Source organism: Curtobacterium sp. MCLR17_045 (genome assembly GCF_003234405.1).
Taxonomy (GTDB): domain Bacteria; phylum Actinomycetota; class Actinomycetes; order Actinomycetales; family Microbacteriaceae; genus Curtobacterium; species Curtobacterium flaccumfaciens.
In genome coordinates, this window is the sequence record NZ_QKTB01000045.1 from 1 (window position 1) to 18,155 (window position 18,155).

The following is an 18,155-nucleotide window of genomic DNA, read 5'->3' on the forward strand; positions in this document are numbered from 1 at the left end:
GGGCACCTGCTGACGATAGCCGCGGGGCGGGCGGTTGTCGGGCCTCCAGTTCGGGGTGCACGGCGGGTGGGCCGATCCGACGGAGGTGAGCGTGGATCGGTTCGATCCGGGGCGGCCCGCCCAAGTACCATGGAGGCATGAGCATCCGCGGGAGCTACCGGACCGCCCTGACGTACGGCGCGGTGGGGGCGACCCAGGCGTCGGACCTCATGACCTACCCGCCGGACGGCTTCACGCCGGCCGAGTCGCGCGCGCGGATCGGACACGGCGACCAGCGGTTCGAGACCGCCGTCGTGCAGGCGCTGACGTGGCAGATCCAGGAGCGCAGCGGTGTCCGCGTGCGCGTCGAGGAGCAGCCCGACGACGACGAGGTCCGGTACAACCCGGTCACCTTCGACGACGACGGTGTGCCGATCGCGCCGGCGTCCATCGGGACGCCCCGGGTCGAGAAGTTCGCCCCCGACGGCACTCCGCTGCTGACGGCGGGCACCAGCGCGACGCTGACGATCCACGCGTTCGGGCAGACCGTGCTGGCACCGGTGCGCGTCGTGTCGATCATCGACGAGCACGACCGCAAGGGGTTCGCCTACGGCACGCTCGAGGGGCACCCGCTCTCCGGCGAGGAGTCGTTCGTCGTCGAGCGCACCCCGGACGGCTCGGTGTGGCTGCAGGTCCGGCAGTTCTCGCAGCCGGCGAGCCGGAAGTGGCGCTTCGTGGCGCCCTTCGTGCGGCGGCAGCAGAAGGTCATGGCGGAGAAGTACTTGGCGGCGTTGCGGGGCGACTAGGCGTCGCGGCCGCTCGGTCGCGGTCGCGGCCGCTCGGTCGCGGTCGCGGTCGCTCGCGGTCTCGCGACCCCGCCCGCTCCCGCCCGCTCCCGCTCCTCAGCGGAGCGGTGGGAGCGCGGCGATCGCGTCCTCGATGAGGGCAGCGTCCTGCTGGCAGTCGCGTGCGACGGTCACGGCGTTCGTGTGCCGCAGCGCATCGACGTCGTAGACACCCGTCGCCACGGCCAGGAAGGGGATGCCCGCGGCGTCCGCGGCCTCGCCGTCGCGCGGGGTGTCGCCGACGATGACCGCCCGGGTGCCGACCAGTTCGGCGGCGGCGCGCAGGGTGACCCCGGCCCGCTCGACCTCGGTGTCGCCGAAGTACGAGTGCTCCCAGTCGAAGACGTCGGGGTCGAACCCGGCCCCGGTGAGCTTCACCCGGGCGCGGTACTCGGAGTTGCCGGTGAGCAGGCCGTTGCGCCACCCGAGCTCGGCGAAACGGGTCAGGAGCGCCTTCGCCCCGGGGACGGGGCTGCGGTGGTCGCCGGAAGCGTGCCGTTCGGCGGTGAGGTCGTGCAGGTGCCGACTGACCGAGGGGATCAGGGTGTCCTCGAACGCGTGGGCGTGCACGTGCTCGGCGATGAGCCCGGCGTCGGTCCGGCCGTGCTGGTGCCCGACCCGCAGGGTGAGGTCGCGGCCCACCGCCCGCTCGAGGGCGAGGTGGTAGAGGTTGCCCGGGGACGACGCGTTCATCACGAGGGTGCCGTCGATGTCCCACAGGACCGTGGTGGGGACGGGATGGTGCTCCATGGCTCCCATCATGACGGACAATGGACTCCATGCCGAGTGCTCTCCCGATCGCCGATCCAGCACCAGCGGACGGCCTGATCACCCCGTGGGCGGCAGCGGGCTCCGCTGCCGGGCCGGGGGCTGCTCCCGCCGCCGGTGACGTCCCCTTCGGCGTGTACGTGCACGTGCCGTTCTGCCGCGTTCGCTGCGGGTACTGCGACTTCAACACCTACACGGCGTCGGAGCTCCGCGGCGTCCGTCGCGACGACTACGCCGGGCACGCCGTGCGCGAGATCGAGTGGGCCGCGACCGTCCTCGATCGTTCCGGTGTGCCGCGGCGGCCGGTGTCGACCGTCTTCTTCGGCGGCGGCACCCCGACCATGCTGCCGGCGTCCGACCTGGCGATGATCCTCCGTGCGATCGACGACACCTGGGGCATCCTGCCCGGGGCCGAGGTCACCACCGAGGCGAACCCGGACTCGGTCGACGCGGCGTCGCTCGAGACCCTGCGGGCCGGCGGCTTCAACCGGATCAGCTACGGCATGCAGTCCGCCGTGCCGCACGTGCTCGCCACGCTCGACCGCACGCACGACCCGCTCCGGGTCCCCGTCGTCGTCGACCTCGCGAAGCAGCAGGGACTCGACGTCTCGCTCGACCTCATCTACTCGACGCCGGGGGAGTCCCTCGCCGACTGGCGGACCTCGCTCGACGCCGCGATCGCCTGCGAGCCCGACCACGTGTCGGCGTACTCGCTCATCGTCGAGGACGGCACCGCGATGGGCCGCATGGTCGCCCGCGGCGAGCTCCCCGCCCCCGACGACGACCTGGCCGCCGACATGTACGAGCTCGCCGACCAGGTGCTCGGCGACGCCGGCTACTCCTGGTACGAGGTGTCGAACTGGGCGCGCGGCGACGCGCACGCGAGCCGCCACAACCTGTCGTACTGGAAGGGCGACGACTGGTGGGGCGTCGGCCCCGGCGCGCACTCCGCCGTCGCCGGTACGCGCTGGTGGAACGTCAAGCACCCGGCCGCATACGCGAACCGGGTGCTGTCGGGGGAGTCGCCGGCCGCCGGCCGCGAGACCATCGACGACGAGACGCGGTACGTCGAGCGCCTGCTGCTCGCGGCGCGGGTCCGCGGGGAGCTCGCGACGAGCGAGATCCGCCAGGAGGCCCGTGGCCGGGTCGCCGGCCTCATCGCGCGCGGACTCGTGGACGGGTCGGCCGCGGTGCGGGGACGTATCGACCTGACCCTGCAGGGTCGCCTGCTCGCCGACGCGGTGGTGCGGGAGCTGCTCGACTGAGGGGCGTGCGCACTGCTTGGTGCGCACTGCTTGCCGCTGCCGCTACTGCTTGATGAACTCGATCGAGAGCGGGTAGCGGTAGAACTGGCCCTGGTTCGCGGCGACCGCCGCCATGATGCTGAAGATCAGCGACACGATCGCAGCGGCGAGGATGATCAGGAACCCGACGCCGAACACCGATGTGAGCGAACCGACGAAGTACGCGATCGCCATCGTGATGTGGAAGTTCAGGGCGACCCGGGTGTGCTCTCGGATGAAGCCGCCTCGATCGCGGAGGACCAGGTAGGCGACGAGCGGCGCGACGACGGTGAAGAAGATCCCACCGATGTGCGTCAGCGTGGCCCACAGGCGCTGGTCCTCCGGGCTCATCGGCTGGGGCGGGGTGTAGCCGGCGGGGTACTGCGGCCCGCCGGGGTACTGGGTCCCGCCGGGCTGCTGGGGGCCACCGGGGCCGTGGCCGTACTGGCCGCCGGGCTGCTCGGGTCCGGGGCCGTCGGGCTGCTGTCCGTAGGTCATGGCGGAAGCGTATCGGCCGACCGCCCGGAAGTCCCGGGCCGTCAGCGGTCGGGCGTAGGATCAGCAGTCGACACGTCCGAGTGCCAGGTCGATCGGGAAAGGAGGCGCTCGTGGTCAGTGAACGCAGCCTCGAGGTCCTCAAGGCCATCGTGCGCGACTACGTGGCGTCGCGTGAACCCGTCGGGTCGAAGACCATCGTCGAGCGGCACGCCTTCGGGGTCAGCGCCGCGACGATCCGCAACGACATGGCCCTGCTCGAGGACGAGCAGCTGATCGCCGCACCGCACACCTCGTCCGGGCGCGTGCCGACCGACAAGGGGTACCGCGTCTTCGTGGACCACCTGGCGGGTGCCCGTCCGCTCTCCAGCGCGCAGCGGCACGCCATCGAGACCTTCCTCGGCGCCCCGAACGACCTCGACGAGGTCCTCGGGCGCACCGTCCGGCTGCTCAGCCAGCTCACCAACCAGGTCGCCCTGGTGCAGTACCCCTCGATGGTGCGCGCCCGGGTGCAGCACGTCGAGCTCGTCCGGCTCGGTGACGCCCGGTTGATGGTGGTGCTCATCACCGACACCGCCCGCGTCGAACAGCGCGTGGTCGAGACCGACGTCCCGCTCGACGAAGACTCGCTGGGCGAACTCCGCACCGTGGTGAACGGCGCGACCGTGGGACTCCTGCTGCAGGACGTCCCGACCGCGCTCCGAGCCGTGCCGCAGCAGCTCCGCCCCGACGCCCAGACGCTCGGCGGGGTCGTCGTCGCCACGCTCATCGAGCAGGTCGCGGCGAACCGGCAGGACCGCCTGCTGATGGCCGGTGCGGCCAACCTGGCGAAGAGCGAGCAGGACTTCTCCGGCGGCCTCTTCCCGGTGCTCGAAGCGATCGAGGAACAAGTCACCCTGCTCCGGTTGTTCGGGGAGATGCAGGTGGACGACATCGCGGTGGCGGCCAGCATCGGCGTCGAGAACGCCGAGTACGGACTCGACGCCACGAGCATCGTCGCCGGCGGCTACCTGGCCGGTGGCGAGGTGGCCCGCCTGGGCGTCCTCGGACCGACCCGCATGGACTACGGCACGAACATGGCGGCCGTCCGCGCCGTCGCCCGCTACCTGTCCAAGCTCCTGGGCGAACACTGACCAACCGACCGAACCCAACCGACTGAGGGATACGTGGCAGACCACTACGACGTCCTCGGCGTCCAGCGAGACGCCTCCGATGCCGACATCAAGAAGGCCTACCGCCGCCTGGCGCGTGAGCTCCACCCGGACGTGAACCCGGCACCCGACGCCGCCGAGCGCTTCAAGGACGTGACGCACGCGTACGACGTGCTGAGCGACCCCGAGCAGCGACGCCGGTACGACGCCGGCCCGCAGGCCGACAGCCCCTTCGGTGGTGGCGCCGGTGGATTCAGCGACATCTTCGACGCCTTCTTCGGCGGCGGCGGCGGTGGCGGCGGCCGTGGCTCGGGCCCGCGCAGCCGTGCCGAGCGCGGCCAGGACGCCCTGCTCCGCATCGAGGTCGACCTCGACGAGGTCGTCTTCGGAACCCACAAGGACGTCGAGGTCGACACGGCGGTGCTGTGCGAGACCTGCCACGGCTCCTGCTGCGCACCGGGCACCAGCCCGCGCACGTGCGACATCTGCGGCGGCTCCGGGCACATCCAGCGCCAGGTGCGTTCGCTCCTGGGCAACGTGGTGACGAGCGCCCCGTGCGGCACCTGCCGCGGGTACGGCACCGTCATCCCGAGCCCCTGCCCGACCTGCCAGGGTCAGGGCCGCGTCCGCGCACGTCGCACCGTGCCGGTGGACGTCCCCGCGGGCGTCGACTCCGGCCTGCGCCTCCAGATGCCCGGCCAGGGCGAGGTCGGTCCGGCCGGCGGTCCGTCCGGCGACCTGTACCTCGAGATCCGTGTACGCCACGACGACGTCTTCAGCCGTGACGGCGACGACCTGCTGGCGACGCTCGAAGTCGGCATGACCGACGCCGTCCTCGGCACGACCACCACGATCGACGGCCTCGACGGTCCGGTCGAGCTGGAGATCCGGCCCGGCGTGCAGAGCGCCGACGTCCTCGTCATCAAGGACCGCGGCATCACGAAGCTGCGCGGGAACGGCCGCGGTGACCTGCGGGTCGGCGTGCAGGTCGTCACCCCGACCAAGCTGTCCCACAAGGAACGGCAGCTGGTCGAGCAGCTCGCGAAGTCGCACAAGACCACCGCCCCGCAGCTCGCCCGGTTCCAGCAGGGCATGTTCGGCAAGCTCCGCGACCGGTTCTTCAACCACTGATGGCGTCGCTGTACCTCGTCGACTCGCTGGACGGCGTCGCCGTCGGTGACCCGGTGTCGCTCGACGGCGCCGAGGGCCGGCACGCGGTCTCCGTCGCGCGCGTCCGGGTCGGCGAGGTCCTGCGGATCGCCGACGGTCGGGGCACCGTGGTGTCCGGGCCGGTCACCACGCTCGGCAAGGACACGCTGGAGCTCGCGGTCGAGACCGTCGAGCACCAGGATGCACCGCGCCCGTCGCTGACCCTCGTGCAGGCCCTGGCGAAGGGCGGCCGTGACGAGATGGCGGTGCAGGCGGCGACCGAGATCGGCGTCGACCGGGTCGTGCCGTGGTCGGCCGCGCGCAGCGTCTCCCGGTGGGACGGTGCGAAGGTCGAGAAGGGCCGTGCCCGGTGGGCATCGATCGCGCACGAGGCCGCGAAGCAGGCGATCCGTCCGCGCGTGCCCGTCGTCGCGCCGCTGGTGACGACCGGACAGCTCGTGTCCGCGCTCGGGGAGGGGACCGCCCTCGTCCTGCTCGACCCGACCGCGACCGTGCGACTCGCCACCTGGGAACCCCCGACGGACGCCGAGGACATCGCACTCGTCGTCGGTCCCGAAGGCGGCATCGACGGCGCGGAGCTCGACCGGCTCGAGGCCGCGGGTGCCGTGCGGGTCCGACTCGGTGACAGCGTGCTCCGCACGTCCACCGCCGGACCGGCGGCACTCGCTGTCCTGCAGGCGCGACTGGGCCGCTGGTGAGCCGGACCACGCCGTCGGGCGCGTCCTACGATGGAGCCATGAGCAGCAGCACGCCCAGCGTCTTCTCCAAGATCATCGCGCGCGAGATCCCGGCGACCATCGTCGCCGAGGACGACCGCGTGATCGCGATCGAGGACATCGCCCCGAAGGCTCCCGTCCACGTGCTCGTCGTCCCCAAGACCGAGCAGTACGCGAACGTCGGCGAACTCGCAGCGGGCGACCCCGACCTGCTGGCCCACGTCGTCGCCACTGCGCAGCGCATCGCCGACGAGCGCGCCGACGGCCAGTTCCGACTCGTCTTCAACACCGGCGAAGCCGCCGGTCAGACCGTGTTCCACGTGCACGCGCACGTACTCGCAGGTGAACTGCAGGAAGGCACCCTTGCCGGTTAACGAACCAGTACAGCCCACCGCCGCCGACGACGAGCCCGTCTCGGTCTCGCTCCAGGTCGACGGCATCGCCATGGTGCAGCTGCTCGGCCCCCAGGACCGTCTGCTCAAGACGGTCGAGCGCCAGTACCCGGGCGTCCGGGTCGTCGTCCGTGGCAACGAGGTCACGCTGACCGGGCCCGAGCGCGACGTCGCCCGCGCGAAGGCGCTCGTCGACGAGCTCGTCGGCATGGTCAGGCGCGGGCAGGAGATCGGCCCGGCCGACATCCCGATGTCGGCACGGATCCTCGACGACGACCGCAAGCCGTCCGACACCTTCGGCACCCCGATCGTGTCGAGCCGCGGCAAGTCCGTCCGCCCGAAGACGGACGGGCAGCGTGCCTACGTCGACGCCATCGACGAGCACACCATCACGTTCGGCATCGGTCCGGCCGGTACCGGCAAGACGTACCTGGCGATGGCCAAGGCCGTGCAGGCGCTGCAGCGGCGCGAGGTCACCCGGATCATCCTCACCCGTCCCGCGGTCGAGGCCGGCGAGCGGCTCGGCTTCCTGCCGGGCACGCTGACCGACAAGATCGACCCGTACCTGCGCCCGCTGTACGACGCCCTGAACGAGATGATGGACCCGGAGCTGGTCCCGAAGCTCCTGGCGGCCGGCACCGTCGAGGTTGCCCCGTTGGCGTACATGCGCGGCCGGACGCTCAACGACTCCTTCGTGGTGCTCGACGAGGCGCAGAACACCACGCCCGAGCAGATGAAGATGTTCCTGACCCGCCTCGGGTTCGGTTCGAAGATGGTCATCACGGGCGACATCACCCAGGTCGACCTGCCGGGCAACGTCTCCGGTCTCCGGCTCGTGACCCGCATCCTCGACGAGGTCGAGGACATCCACTTCGCCAGTCTCGGCAGCGAGGACGTGGTCCGCCACACCCTCGTCGGCCGGATCGTCGACGCCTACACGGTCTACGACGAGGAGCGCCTCGCCGAGCAGGCCGGGCAGCGCCCCGGTGGCCGTGGCACCGCCCCGGTCGGCAACCCCGACGGCGCCAACCGCGCCGAACGCCGTGGGCGCCCGCCGCAGGACCGCGCACGACCCCCGTACCCCCAGAACGACGCCCGAGGAGGCACCCGGTGAGCATCGAGCTCAACAACGAGTCCGGCGTCGAGGTGGACGAGGCCGCGATCCAGCGGCTCGCCGCCTTCGCCCTGGACGCGATGCACGTCCACGCCGATGCGGAGCTCGCGATCGTGCTGGTCGACGAGGGCGCGATGGAGCAGCTGCACGTGCGGTGGATGGACGAGCCCGGTCCGACGGACGTCCTGAGCTTCCCGATGGACGAACTGCGTCCCGGCACCGAGGACGACCCCACGCCGGCCGGGCTGCTGGGCGACATCGTGCTCTGCCCGCAGGTGGCCGAGGAGCAGGCGAAGACCGCCGGGCACTCGAGCACCGACGAGATGCTGCTGCTCACCTGCCACGGCATCCTGCACCTGCTCGGCTTCGACCACGCCGAGCCCGACGAGAAGGCCGAGATGTTCGGCATCCAGGGCGAGATCCTGACCGCCTTCGCCGCCCAGCACCGAGGGCGGTAGCCGGTGGTCGTCGTCGCCGGACTCCTCGCGGTGGCGCTGGGGCTCGTCGTGCTCGGCGGGCTCCTCGCCGCGAGCGACGCCGCGCTCTCGGTGGTCTCCCGTGCCGACCTCGAGGAGATCGCCAGGGGCAACAAACGCCGCCGCGCCATCGAGGCGATCGCGGACGACGTCGGGGCGCACGTCAACGCGCTGAACTTCTTCCGCGTCCTCGCCGAGACCGCCGCTGCGGTGCTCGTGACGATCGCCCTCGTGCGCGCCTTCGACAGCTGGTGGCTCGCACTCGTGCTCTCCGCCGCGATCATGACCGCGGTGTCGTTCGTGCTGGTCGGGTCGAGCCCGCGCAGCGTCGGACGCGCCCACGCCGAGCGGCTGATCGGTGCGACCGGCGGCATCGTCCGTGGGGTCCGCATCGTGCTCGGTCCGCTGGCCGGGCTGCTCGTCCGGATCGGCGACCGGGTCACCCCCGGCCGCGGCCGGAGCGCCTCCACCGTGTCGAGCGAGGAGCAGCTGCTCTCGCTCGTCGACGAGGCCACCGAGAGCAACGTGCTCGAGGACGAGGACCGCGAACTCATCCACTCCGTGTTCGAGTTCAGCGACACCCTGGTGCGCGAGGTCATGGTGCCCCGCACGGACATGCTCACCGTCGACGGAGCCGAGACGCTCGCCGCGGCCATGGAGCAGTTCCTGGCCGCCGGGGTGTCCCGGATGCCGGTGACCGGCAAGGACAGCGACGACGTGCGGGGCGTGCTCTACCTGCGCGACGTCGCACGGTCGCTGTACGAACGACCGGCGTCCCGCAGCGAGCGGGTCAGCCGGCTGCTGCGGCCCGCGGAGTTCGTGCCGGAGTCGAAGCACGCCGACGACACCCTGCGGCACATGCAGGTCGCCAAGAACCACCTGGTGCTGGTGGTCGACGAGTACGGCGGAGTCGCCGGGCTCGTGACCATGGAGGACCTCATCGAAGAGCTCGTCGGGGACATCTCCGACGAGTACGACCGCGCCGTCGTCGACCGGACCGAGGTCGAACCGGGCATCTGGCGGATCTCCGCCCGACTGCCGATCGACGAGCTCGGCGACCTGTTCGGCATCGAGCTCGACGACGACGACGTCGACACCGCCGGTGGCCTGCTCACCAAGGAGCTCGGACACCTGGCGGTCTCCGGCGACACCGTCACCGTGTCCGGGGTCGTCCTGACCGCCGACCGGGTCGAGGGCAAGCGCCGCCACCTCATCACCGTGCTCGCCGAGCGCACCCATGCCCTGGCCGACGTCGAGGACGCCTTCGACGACGCCGAACCCACCACGACGGGAACCACGCACGCATGACCGACACCGACACCACCCAGGCCGGCTCGGACAAGCCCTACCGCGCGGGCTTCGTCTCGTTCGTCGGCCGCCCGAACGTCGGCAAGTCGACGCTGACCAACGCCCTGGTGGGCGAGAAGGTCGCCATCACCTCGTCCAAGCCGCAGACCACCCGGCGCGCCATCCGCGGGATCGTGCACCGGCCCGACGGCCAGGTGATCATCGTCGACACCCCGGGCGTGCACCGTCCGCGCACCCTGCTCGGCGAACGGCTCAACGACCTCGTGCAGTCCACCCTCGGCGACGTCGACGTGATCGGGTTCTGCGTGCCGGCGAACGAGCCCGTCGGTCCCGGTGACCGGTTCATCAACGACACGCTCGACCAGTACCCGCGCGCCAAGAAGATCGCGATCGTCACGAAGATCGACAGCGCCTCCAAGGACCGCGTCGGTGAGCAGCTGCTGGCCGTCTCGAAGCTCCGCGACTGGGACGCTGTGGTGCCGACCTCGGGCACCCGGGGCATGCAGCTCGAAGACCTGCTCGGCGTCGTCACGAGCCTGCTGCCCGAGTCGCCGCAGCTGTACGACTCGAGCGCCGTGACCGAGGAGACCGACGAGGAGCGCATCGGGGAGCTCATCCGCGAAGCCGCGCTCGAGGGCGTCCGCGACGAGCTGCCGCACTCGCTCGCCGTGGTCATCGAGGACATCGTCGAGCCCGACGCCGACGAGGACGCCGACGGCCCCCTGCGCATCTTCGCGAACCTGTTCGTCGAGCGGGACAGCCAGAAGGCGATCGTCATCGGACACAAGGGCGAGCGCCTGAAGGACGTCGGTTCGCGGGCCCGCGTCGAGATCGAGTCGCTGCTCGGCGGCCGGCACGTCTACCTGAACATCCGCGTGAAGGTGGCCAAGGAGTGGCAGCGTGACCCGAAGCAGCTCGGACGCCTCGGTTTCTGACCGTCCGCCGTTCGCACCCCGGGTCATCCGGGCGAGGGACGCGGGGACGAGCGGCCCGCCGTACCGTGGACGGGTGTTCCGTCCCATGCTGCGCGCGCAGGTCATCACCGACCTGCTGATCGCCGTGCTGCTCGGCGGCCTCGTGCTGGTCGCCAGCGGGCGCGGGATCGACGGGCCGTTGTCCGTGGTCACCGTCGTCGGGATGACCGCCGCCCTGGCACTCCGGCGCCTGTCACCCGGTCTCGCCCTGGCCGTGGCGTGGGTGTTCGCGGTCTTCGAGATGGTCACCCTGCAGGTGCCGGACGTGTCGAACGCGTTCATCGCCGGCGTCATGTACACGACGAGTGCGTACGGCAGCCGCCGTGTGCGGCTGGCCGGGCTCGTGTCGGCGATCGTCGGGTCCGTCGCCGCGGCGGCGTACATGGGCTTCGACGACTACCAGAACCGGCTCACCTACGAGACCGCCTCCACGCCGCTGCAGGAGTCCCTGCAGGTCACGCTCTCGTTCTTCGCCGTCGTCCTGCTCCTCCTGCTCCTGCCGTGGCTCGCCGGACTCGTGGTCCGGACCCGTCGCTCGGCGAGCATGAGTCGCGAGGCCCAGCTGCTCGCCGAACGTGACGCCGCGCGGGCCGACCGGGCCGTCGCGGTCGAGCAGGAGCGCGTGCGGATCGCCCGCGACATGCACGACATCGTCGCGCACTCGCTCGCGGTGGTCATCGCGCAGTCCGACGGCGCCCGGTACGCCCTGAAGGCCGACCCCGCGGTGGCCGACCAGGCCCTCAGCACCATCTCGGCCACGGCCCGGCGCGCACTCGGCGACGTGCGCGAACTCCTCGGCGCGCTCCGGCACGAGCAGGGGACCGCGCCGACGCCCGAGATCGACGACATCGACCGGCTCGTCGACGAGATGCGGCAGCTCGGGCTCGATGTGCGCGTGGAGCGCGAGGGCGATCCCGCGGGGCTGCCGACCACCACGCAGCTCGCGGTCTACCGGATCGTGCAGGAGAGCCTGACGAACGCGTACAAGCACGGAGAGCCCGGCAGCCCGGTGCGTGCCGCCCTGACCTACCGGCCGGACACGGTCGAGATCGCCGTCGTGAACCGCCGTGCCGATGACGGTGTCCGCGGCCCCGGCACGGGCCACGGCCTGGTCGGCATGCGCGAGCGCGCCGTGATGACCGGCGGCACCATGACCGCCGGGGCCCGAGGGGACGACTTCGCGGTCGCCGTCCGGATGCCGACCGTCCCGGCCAGCGGGCAGATGCCCCGGGGCCGGATCACCCCGACCGAGCAGGAGCGCACCGCCCGATGACCACGATCCCGACCGACGAGCACTCGATCCGCGTCGCCCTCGTCGACGACCAGGCGCTGTTCCGCACCGGCATCCGGATGCTCATCGACTCGCAGCCCGACCTGCGGTTCGTGGGCGAGGCGGGCGACGGTGCCGAGGGGGTCGAACTCGTCCGGCGGACCCGTCCCGACGTGGTGCTGATGGACGTCCGGATGCCCGTGATGGACGGCATCACGGCGACCGGTCACATCGTCGAGCAGTCCGGCACCGACGGCGCCAAGGTCCTCGTGCTGACCACGTTCGACTTCGACGAGGCCGCCGCCAAGGCCATCCGCGCAGGCGCGAGCGGGTTCGTGCTCAAGGACGCCGACCCCGAGTTCCTGCTCGCGGCGGTCCGGACCGTGCACGCCGGCACCGCGGTGTTCGCCGCGTCGGCCACGCGGGAGCTCCTGCGCCGGTACGACGACTCGGTCGGCCGCGCCGCCGCCGTCCCCGCGGCCTTCGCCGACCTCACCCCGCGTGAGCGTGAGATCTTCGACCTGGCCGCCCGGGGGTTCAGCAACAGCGAGATCGCCCAGCACGAGTACGTCAGTGAGGCGACCGTGAAGACGCACATCTCGCGGGTCCTGACGAAGCTCGAACTCCGCGACCGGGTGCGGCTCGTCGTCTTCGCCCACGAACACGGGCTCGTCACCAAGGCCGACTGAGGCCGGGTCATCCGCGGGGATGACCCCTCCACAGGCAACCGAGCCGAGCGGACGATCCACAGGAGCCGACCGGGCGACGCGGGACAGGACCGCTGACCGTCATCGTGGATGCATGACCACGAGCCACGCCCCGATCATCCGCCTCGACCACGTGTCCAAGCACTACGGCGACGACGCCCGACGTGTGACCGCGCTCGACGACGTCAGCGTCGACATCGGCGCGGGGGAGTTCACCGCGGTGATGGGCCCGTCCGGGTCCGGCAAGTCGACGCTCATGCACGTCGCGGCCGGCCTCGACGCCGTGTCCACCGGTCGGATCCAGATCGACGGCGTCGACATCACGGCCCTGGGCGACAAGGACCTCACCGAGCTGCGTCGTCGTCGGCTGGGCTTCGTGTTCCAGTCGTTCAACCTCGTCCCGACGCTGGACGTCAGCGAGAACATCCGGCTGCCGTTCCTGCTCGGTGGGCACAAGCCCTCGCGTGAGGAGACCGCCTGGATCGACCGGCTGGTCGAGATGCTCGGGCTCGGCAACCGGCTGACCCATCGTCCGCACCAGCTCTCCGGCGGGCAGCAGCAGCGCGTCGCCATCGCACGGGCACTCGCTTCGCGGCCGGCGGTGGTCGTCGCCGACGAACCGACGGGCGCGCTCGACTCCCGCACGGGGCGCGACGTGCTCGCGATCCTCCGCGGTGCCGTCCAGGAGTGGGGCCAGAGCGTCGTCATGGTCACGCACGACCCGGTGGCGGCCGCGAACGCCGACCGGATCCTGTTCCTGGCCGACGGCCGGATCGTCGCCGACCGCCCCGCGATGGACGCCGGCGCGATCTCCACGACGATGCTCGGGATGGAGGCAGCAGCGTGAACGGCGTCCGCTCCTTCGCCCCCACCGTCCTGGTCGCCGCCCTCGGCACCACGTTCGGTTCAGCCCTCGTCATCGCGCCGGGGATCGTGACCGAGGCGCTCCGAGCCGCCGGGGTCGCCGACCTCGGCCCGATCAAGGCGATCCTGTCGGTGGTCGGGTGGCTGTTCCTCGGCATCGCGCTCTACGTCGGCGCGATCGTCACCGCGAACACCTGCGCCACCCTGATCGCCGGGCAGACCCGGATCATCGCCCTGCAGCGGTTGTTCGGCGCGACCGGTGCGACCCTGCGGGCGCGGATCACGCGCACCGGCCTGGTGGTCGGTGTGCTCGGCGGGGTCGTCGGCGCCGTCGTGGGGACCGCGCTCTCGGCCCTGTTCGTCATCGTCCTGCGGGGCAACGGGGTCCTGCCCGAGGCCGAGTACACGTACGTGCCGTGGGAGCTCGTCCTGCCGGTCGTGGCCGTCGTCCTCGCCACCTGGGGGGCCTTCGCTGCAGGGTCGCGCCGCGTGCTCACCGTCACCCCGCTCGAAGCGCTGTCGTCGTCCGTCGAGCCGAGCCACGACGACGTCCGGTCCGGTACGGCCCGCAAGGTCTGGTCGATCGTGCTCATGGCCGGCGGCGCGGTGCTCATGCTGCTCGGGCTCGCGGTGAGCTCGCTGTCCCCGATCGCGGTCCTGCCGGCGGCGCTCGGCGGGTTCGTGTCCTTCGCGGGGGTCGCCGTGGGGGCGACGATCGTGATGCCGCCCGTGCTGCAGCTCATCGGCCGCATCGGCTCGCACGACCCCGTCGTCCTGCTCGCCGGACGGAACGCGATGCGGGCGCCGGGGCGGTCCTCGCGGGCGACCATCGGGCTCGTCATCGGCGTCACCCTGCTCGTCACCTTCGCGGTCGCGCTCGGCATCATGCAGCACGTGCTCGAGACCGAGATGCGCGCCATGAGCGCTGGGAGCGCCACCCCCGAGATGATCGAGGCGCAGCGGGACCTCTTCGTGCAGATCAACGCCGTCGTCAGCGTGATCGTCGGGTTCTCCGCCGTGATCGCCGCCGTCGGGGTCGTCAACGCCCTGGCGCTCGGGGTGCTCCAGCGTCGACGCGAACTCGGGCTGCTGCGGGTGCTCGGCCTGACCGGTGCACAGGTCCGACGGATGATCGTGACCGAGGCCGTGCAGATGGTCGTCGCGGCCGTCGTCGCGGGGCTCGCACTCGGCACGCTGTACGGCTGGGTCGGCGGGCAGACGCTGCTCGGCTCGCTCGGGACGCCCGTGGCACCGGTGCTGCCGCCGCTGACCATCGGCATCGTGGTGATCGGCGCGCTGGTCCTGGCGGTCGTCGCCACCATCGCGCCGGTGCGGCGCGCGATGCGCGTCCCGCCGACCGAGGCGCTCGCGGTCGACTGACCCGTCGCCCTGGTCGCGCCGCGCGACGACACGGGAGGCCCGGTGCCAGCTGGCACCGGGCCTCCCGTCCGTCGTGGGGTCGCGCCGACGTGCCCTGCCCGGCCCCGCCACGCCGCTCACGTCCGCCGAGGTGTCACGAACCGTCGTCTGGACGCGGCCCGGGCGACACAACGTGACCACTCGGCGACCAGCCCGCGGCATGTCCCGACCAATCGGCACCCCGTTCGGAAGCCGCGGGCAGTCCCGCGTCACACGCTTGCGCCAGCCCGCTGCTCCGGTGCTACCGTGGGTCTCGATGTACTCGGCACTCCTCCTCCTTCGCTGCCGCGACGAGGCCTGACACTCCGGCCCACCTCGTCGCGGAGTCCGTCGTGGCCGCACCACAACAGCTCACGAACACGCGACGAAAGCGAAGAACGATGCAGAACACCCAGCAGCCCTCCGGGATGCCGATCCACAAGTACGTCCCGTTCCACGAGCAGATCACCGTCGACCTGCCGGACCGGACCTGGCCCACGAAGCGCATCGACAAGGCACCGCGCTGGTGTGCGGTCGACCTGCGTGACGGCAACCAGGCCCTCATCGACCCGATGGACGCCGAGCGCAAGCGGGCGATGTTCGACCTCCTCGTCCGGATGGGCTACAAGGAGATCGAGGTCGGCTTCCCGAGCGCCTCGCAGACCGACTTCGACTTCGTCCGGTCGCTGATCGACGAGGGCGCGATCCCCGACGACGTCACGATCCAGGTGCTGACCCAGGCGCGCGAACACCTCATCCAGCGCACCTACGAGGCGATCGACGGCGCGAAGCAGGCCATCGTCCACCTGTACAACTCGACGAGCATCGTGCAGCGCGAGGTCGTCTTCCGCACCGACGTGCAGGGCGTGGTGGACATCGCGGTCACCGGTGCGAAGCTCTGCAAGGCGGCCGAAGCCACGCTGCAGCACGACACGACGATCTACTACGAGTACTCGCCGGAGTCCTACACGGGCACCGAGCTCGAGGTCGCACTGGAGATCTGCAACGCCGTCCTCGAGGTCTTCCAGCCGTCGCCCGAGCGCAAGGTCATCATCAACCTGCCCGCGACCGTCGAGATGGCCACGCCGAACGTCTACGCCGACTCGATCGAGTGGATGTCCCGCCGCCTCGCCCACCGCGAGGACGTCATCCTGTCGCTGCACCCGCACAACGACCGCGGCACCGCGGTCGCGGCCGCCGAGCTCGGCTACATGGCCGGCGCCGACCGCATCGAGGGCTGCCTGTTCGGCAACGGTGAGCGCACCGGCAACGTGGACCTGGTCGCCCTCGGGATGAACCTGTTCACGCAGGGCATCGACCCGGAGATCTCGTTCGCCGACATCGACCAGGTGAAACGCACCGTCGAGTACTGCAACCAGCTGCCGGTGCCCGAGCGCCAGCCGTGGGCGGGCGACCTCGTGTACACGGCGTTCAGCGGCTCGCACCAGGACGCCATCAACAAGGGCTTCGAGGCGATGAAGGCCAAGGCCGCCGCCGCGGGCAAGGACATCGACGAGATCGAGTGGGCGGTGCCGTACCTGCCCGTCGACCCGAAGGACATCGGCCGCTCCTACGAGGCTGTCATCCGCGTCAACTCGCAGTCCGGCAAGGGCGGCGTCGCCTACCTGCTCAAGACCGACCACGCCCTCGACCTGCCCCGCAAGCTGCAGATCGAGTTCTCCGGCGTCGTGCAGCGGCACACCGACACCGAGGGCGGCGAGTTCTCGTCGCAGCGCATCTGGGACGTGTTCCAGGACGAGTACCTGCCCGCGTCGATCGACGACGAGAAGTGGGGCCGGTACGAGCTCACCAAGACGGCGACGTCGAGCGACTTCGAGGGAACGACCTCGCTGTCCGTGGCGCTCCGGGTCGACGAGGGTGCGGTCACGGCCGAGGCCGTCGGCACCGGTCCCATCGACGCGTTCCTGAAGGTGCTCGCCGAGCAGGGCGTCCAGGTCACGCTGTACGACTACTCGGAGCACACGATGAGCGCCTCCGGTGACGCGAAGGCCGCGTCCTACGTCGAGCTCGACGTCGACGGCGTGCGCCTGTGGGGCGTGGGCATCGACGCCGACATCTCGACGGCGTCGCTCAAGGCGATCGTGTCCGCGGTGAACCGCGCGGTGCGCGCGGGTGCCGCGGCCGGTGCCGACGCGCCGGAGCTCGTCTCGGCCTGAGACGCGACCAGCCCAGGAGGCGCGGTGCGGGTCCGTCCCGCACCGAGCCTCCAGTCTGTGCCCGGTCTTTCCCCCGTCACGCGCGCTGGCAGGTCGAATCGGGCGTACCCGGTCGTTTCTTCCGACCAGGTACGCCCGATTCCACTCGGTACCCCCGAGCCCCGCCCCGCGCCGCACGCGGCTGTCGGCGGGGCGGGGGATACTGGGGGCATGCCGCTGTACCGGGACGAGTGCGTCGTGTTGCGCACCCACAAGCTCGGTGAAGCCGACCGCATCGTCACGATGCTCTCGCGGCAGCACGGCAAGATCCGTGCCGTGGCCAAGGGCGTGCGACGAACGGCGTCGAAGTTCGGCAGCCGGCTCGAACCGTTCATGGTCGTGGACGCCCAGTTCTACGAGGGCCGGTCGCTCGACATCGTCACCCAGGCGGAGTCCCTCGGTGCGTACGGGGCCCAGATCGTCGCCGACTACGGCGCGTACACCGCGGCCAGCGCCATGGTCGAGACCGCCGACCGACTGAGCGAGGCCGACGCCGGGCTGCAGCAGTACCTGTTGCTCGTCGGGGCGCTGCGCTCGTTGTCGCGCGGTGAACACCAGTCCAGCGCGACCCTCGACTCGTACCTGCTCCGCGCGATGAGCATCGCGGGGTGGGCCCCCTCGTTCAGCGACTGTGCGGTGACGGGGGAGCCCGGCCCGCACTCGGCGTTCGTGGTGCAGCTCGGTGGTGTCGTCGCCGACCGTGCGGCACCCCCGGGGACCCCGCGGCTCGACCCGGCGACGCTCGGGGTGCTCGGCTCCCTGCTCGCCGGCGACTGGGCGACGGTCGACGCCACCGACGAGCGGACACGTTCGCGGGCCTCCGGCGTGGTCGCGGCCTACGCCCAGTGGCACCTGGAACGATCGCTCCGGTCCCTGCCGCACGTCGACCGCTCCGAACACCCGATGCCGGTGCCGCAGACCCACGGCGGACCCGAGGCGACAGCACGTGCGGTGGCCTCGACCCCGGCACCCGCCGTGCCCGAGCCCGACCCCGATCCCGCTGTCGAAGGAGCCCCCACCGCATGAGCC

General features: G+C 71.5%; 18 protein-coding genes. 16 read left to right on the forward strand and 2 right to left on the reverse strand.

The window, feature by feature from the left end; genetic code table 11:
• Positions 1-137: 137 nt before the first annotated feature.
• Positions 138-785: a DUF1990 family protein gene (locus DEJ05_RS17215; RefSeq protein WP_035808235.1), complete on the forward strand. Its 648-nt coding sequence runs from the start codon at positions 138-140 to the stop codon at positions 783-785.
• A 96-nt stretch (positions 786-881) separates the two neighbouring features.
• On the opposite strand, the gene DEJ05_RS17220 is transcribed toward DEJ05_RS17215, so the two are convergent.
• Positions 882-1,574, reverse strand: a complete 693-nt coding sequence (locus DEJ05_RS17220; RefSeq protein WP_181433187.1) for an HAD family hydrolase — start codon at positions 1,572-1,574, stop codon at positions 882-884.
• A gap of 29 nt (positions 1,575-1,603) precedes the next feature.
• Between DEJ05_RS17220 and hemW the strand changes: the two genes are divergently transcribed.
• Positions 1,604-2,857, forward strand: a complete 1,254-nt coding sequence (gene hemW / locus DEJ05_RS17225) for a radical SAM family heme chaperone HemW (protein ID WP_111111233.1) — start codon at positions 1,604-1,606, stop codon at positions 2,855-2,857.
• A 42-nt stretch (positions 2,858-2,899) separates the two neighbouring features.
• Here the strand turns inward: hemW and DEJ05_RS17230 are convergent, their stop codons facing one another.
• Positions 2,900-3,373, reverse strand: a complete 474-nt coding sequence (locus DEJ05_RS17230) for a DUF4870 domain-containing protein (RefSeq protein ID WP_309146953.1) — start codon at positions 3,371-3,373, stop codon at positions 2,900-2,902.
• 110 nt (positions 3,374-3,483) lie between these two features.
• On the opposite strand from DEJ05_RS17230, the gene hrcA reads away from it, so the two are divergent.
• From hrcA to recO, 14 genes are all read left to right on the forward strand, one after another.
• Positions 3,484-4,503, forward strand: a complete 1,020-nt coding sequence (hrcA, locus tag DEJ05_RS17235; RefSeq protein WP_027465308.1) for a heat-inducible transcriptional repressor HrcA — start codon at positions 3,484-3,486, stop codon at positions 4,501-4,503.
• A 33-nt stretch (positions 4,504-4,536) separates the two neighbouring features.
• Positions 4,537-5,652 (forward strand): molecular chaperone DnaJ, encoded by a 1,116-nt coding sequence (dnaJ, locus tag DEJ05_RS17240; RefSeq protein ID WP_110860415.1) that lies wholly within the window; start codon positions 4,537-4,539, stop codon positions 5,650-5,652.
• Positions 5,652-6,389, forward strand: a complete 738-nt coding sequence (locus DEJ05_RS17245; protein WP_111031144.1) for a 16S rRNA (uracil(1498)-N(3))-methyltransferase — start codon at positions 5,652-5,654, stop codon at positions 6,387-6,389. Before dnaJ ends, DEJ05_RS17245 begins: the two co-directional genes overlap by 1 nt.
• Before the next feature lie 38 nt (positions 6,390-6,427).
• Positions 6,428-6,781 carry a histidine triad nucleotide-binding protein gene (locus DEJ05_RS17250; protein WP_027465310.1) on the forward strand — a complete coding sequence of 118 codons (354 nt, stop codon included), beginning with the start codon at positions 6,428-6,430 and terminating at the stop codon, positions 6,779-6,781.
• Positions 6,771-7,913, forward strand: coding sequence for a PhoH family protein (locus DEJ05_RS17255; RefSeq protein WP_111031145.1), 1,143 nt, complete (start codon positions 6,771-6,773; stop codon positions 7,911-7,913). The genes DEJ05_RS17250 and DEJ05_RS17255 overlap by 11 nt, the downstream gene beginning before the upstream one ends.
• Positions 7,910-8,371, forward strand: a complete 462-nt coding sequence (gene ybeY, locus DEJ05_RS17260) for an rRNA maturation RNase YbeY (protein ID WP_017886675.1) — start codon at positions 7,910-7,912, stop codon at positions 8,369-8,371. Before DEJ05_RS17255 ends, ybeY begins: the two co-directional genes overlap by 4 nt.
• Before the next feature lie 3 nt (positions 8,372-8,374).
• Entirely contained in the window at positions 8,375-9,697 is a 1,323-nt protein-coding gene (locus tag DEJ05_RS17265) for a hemolysin family protein (RefSeq protein WP_110864648.1), read from the forward strand.
• Positions 9,694-10,632, forward strand: coding sequence for a GTPase Era (gene era / locus DEJ05_RS17270; RefSeq protein ID WP_111023145.1), 939 nt, complete (start codon positions 9,694-9,696; stop codon positions 10,630-10,632). Before DEJ05_RS17265 ends, era begins: the two co-directional genes overlap by 4 nt.
• 73 nt (positions 10,633-10,705) lie before the next feature.
• On the forward strand, positions 10,706-11,944 hold the full coding sequence (locus DEJ05_RS17275; protein WP_204166208.1) for a sensor histidine kinase: 1,239 nt from the start codon (positions 10,706-10,708) through the stop codon (positions 11,942-11,944).
• Positions 11,941-12,630, forward strand: a complete 690-nt coding sequence (locus tag DEJ05_RS17280) for a response regulator transcription factor (protein ID WP_035808237.1) — start codon at positions 11,941-11,943, stop codon at positions 12,628-12,630. The genes DEJ05_RS17275 and DEJ05_RS17280 overlap by 4 nt, the downstream gene beginning before the upstream one ends.
• A 112-nt stretch (positions 12,631-12,742) precedes the next feature.
• Entirely contained in the window at positions 12,743-13,495 is a 753-nt protein-coding gene (locus DEJ05_RS17285; RefSeq protein ID WP_111023148.1) for an ABC transporter ATP-binding protein, read from the forward strand.
• Entirely contained in the window at positions 13,492-14,892 is a 1,401-nt protein-coding gene (locus tag DEJ05_RS17290) for an ABC transporter permease (RefSeq protein ID WP_111111229.1), read from the forward strand. The genes DEJ05_RS17285 and DEJ05_RS17290 overlap by 4 nt, the downstream gene beginning before the upstream one ends.
• A gap of 419 nt (positions 14,893-15,311) precedes the next feature.
• The gene (gene leuA, locus DEJ05_RS17295) at positions 15,312-17,087 is read left to right on the forward strand and encodes a 2-isopropylmalate synthase (RefSeq protein ID WP_111111231.1); all 1,776 of its coding nucleotides are present in this window, start codon (positions 15,312-15,314) and stop codon (positions 17,085-17,087) included.
• Positions 17,088-17,297: 210 nt separating this feature from the next.
• Complete coding sequence (recO, locus tag DEJ05_RS17300; protein ID WP_027465318.1) at positions 17,298-18,152, forward strand: DNA repair protein RecO; 855 nt, start codon at positions 17,298-17,300, stop codon at positions 18,150-18,152.
• Positions 18,153-18,155 lie beyond the last annotated feature (3 nt).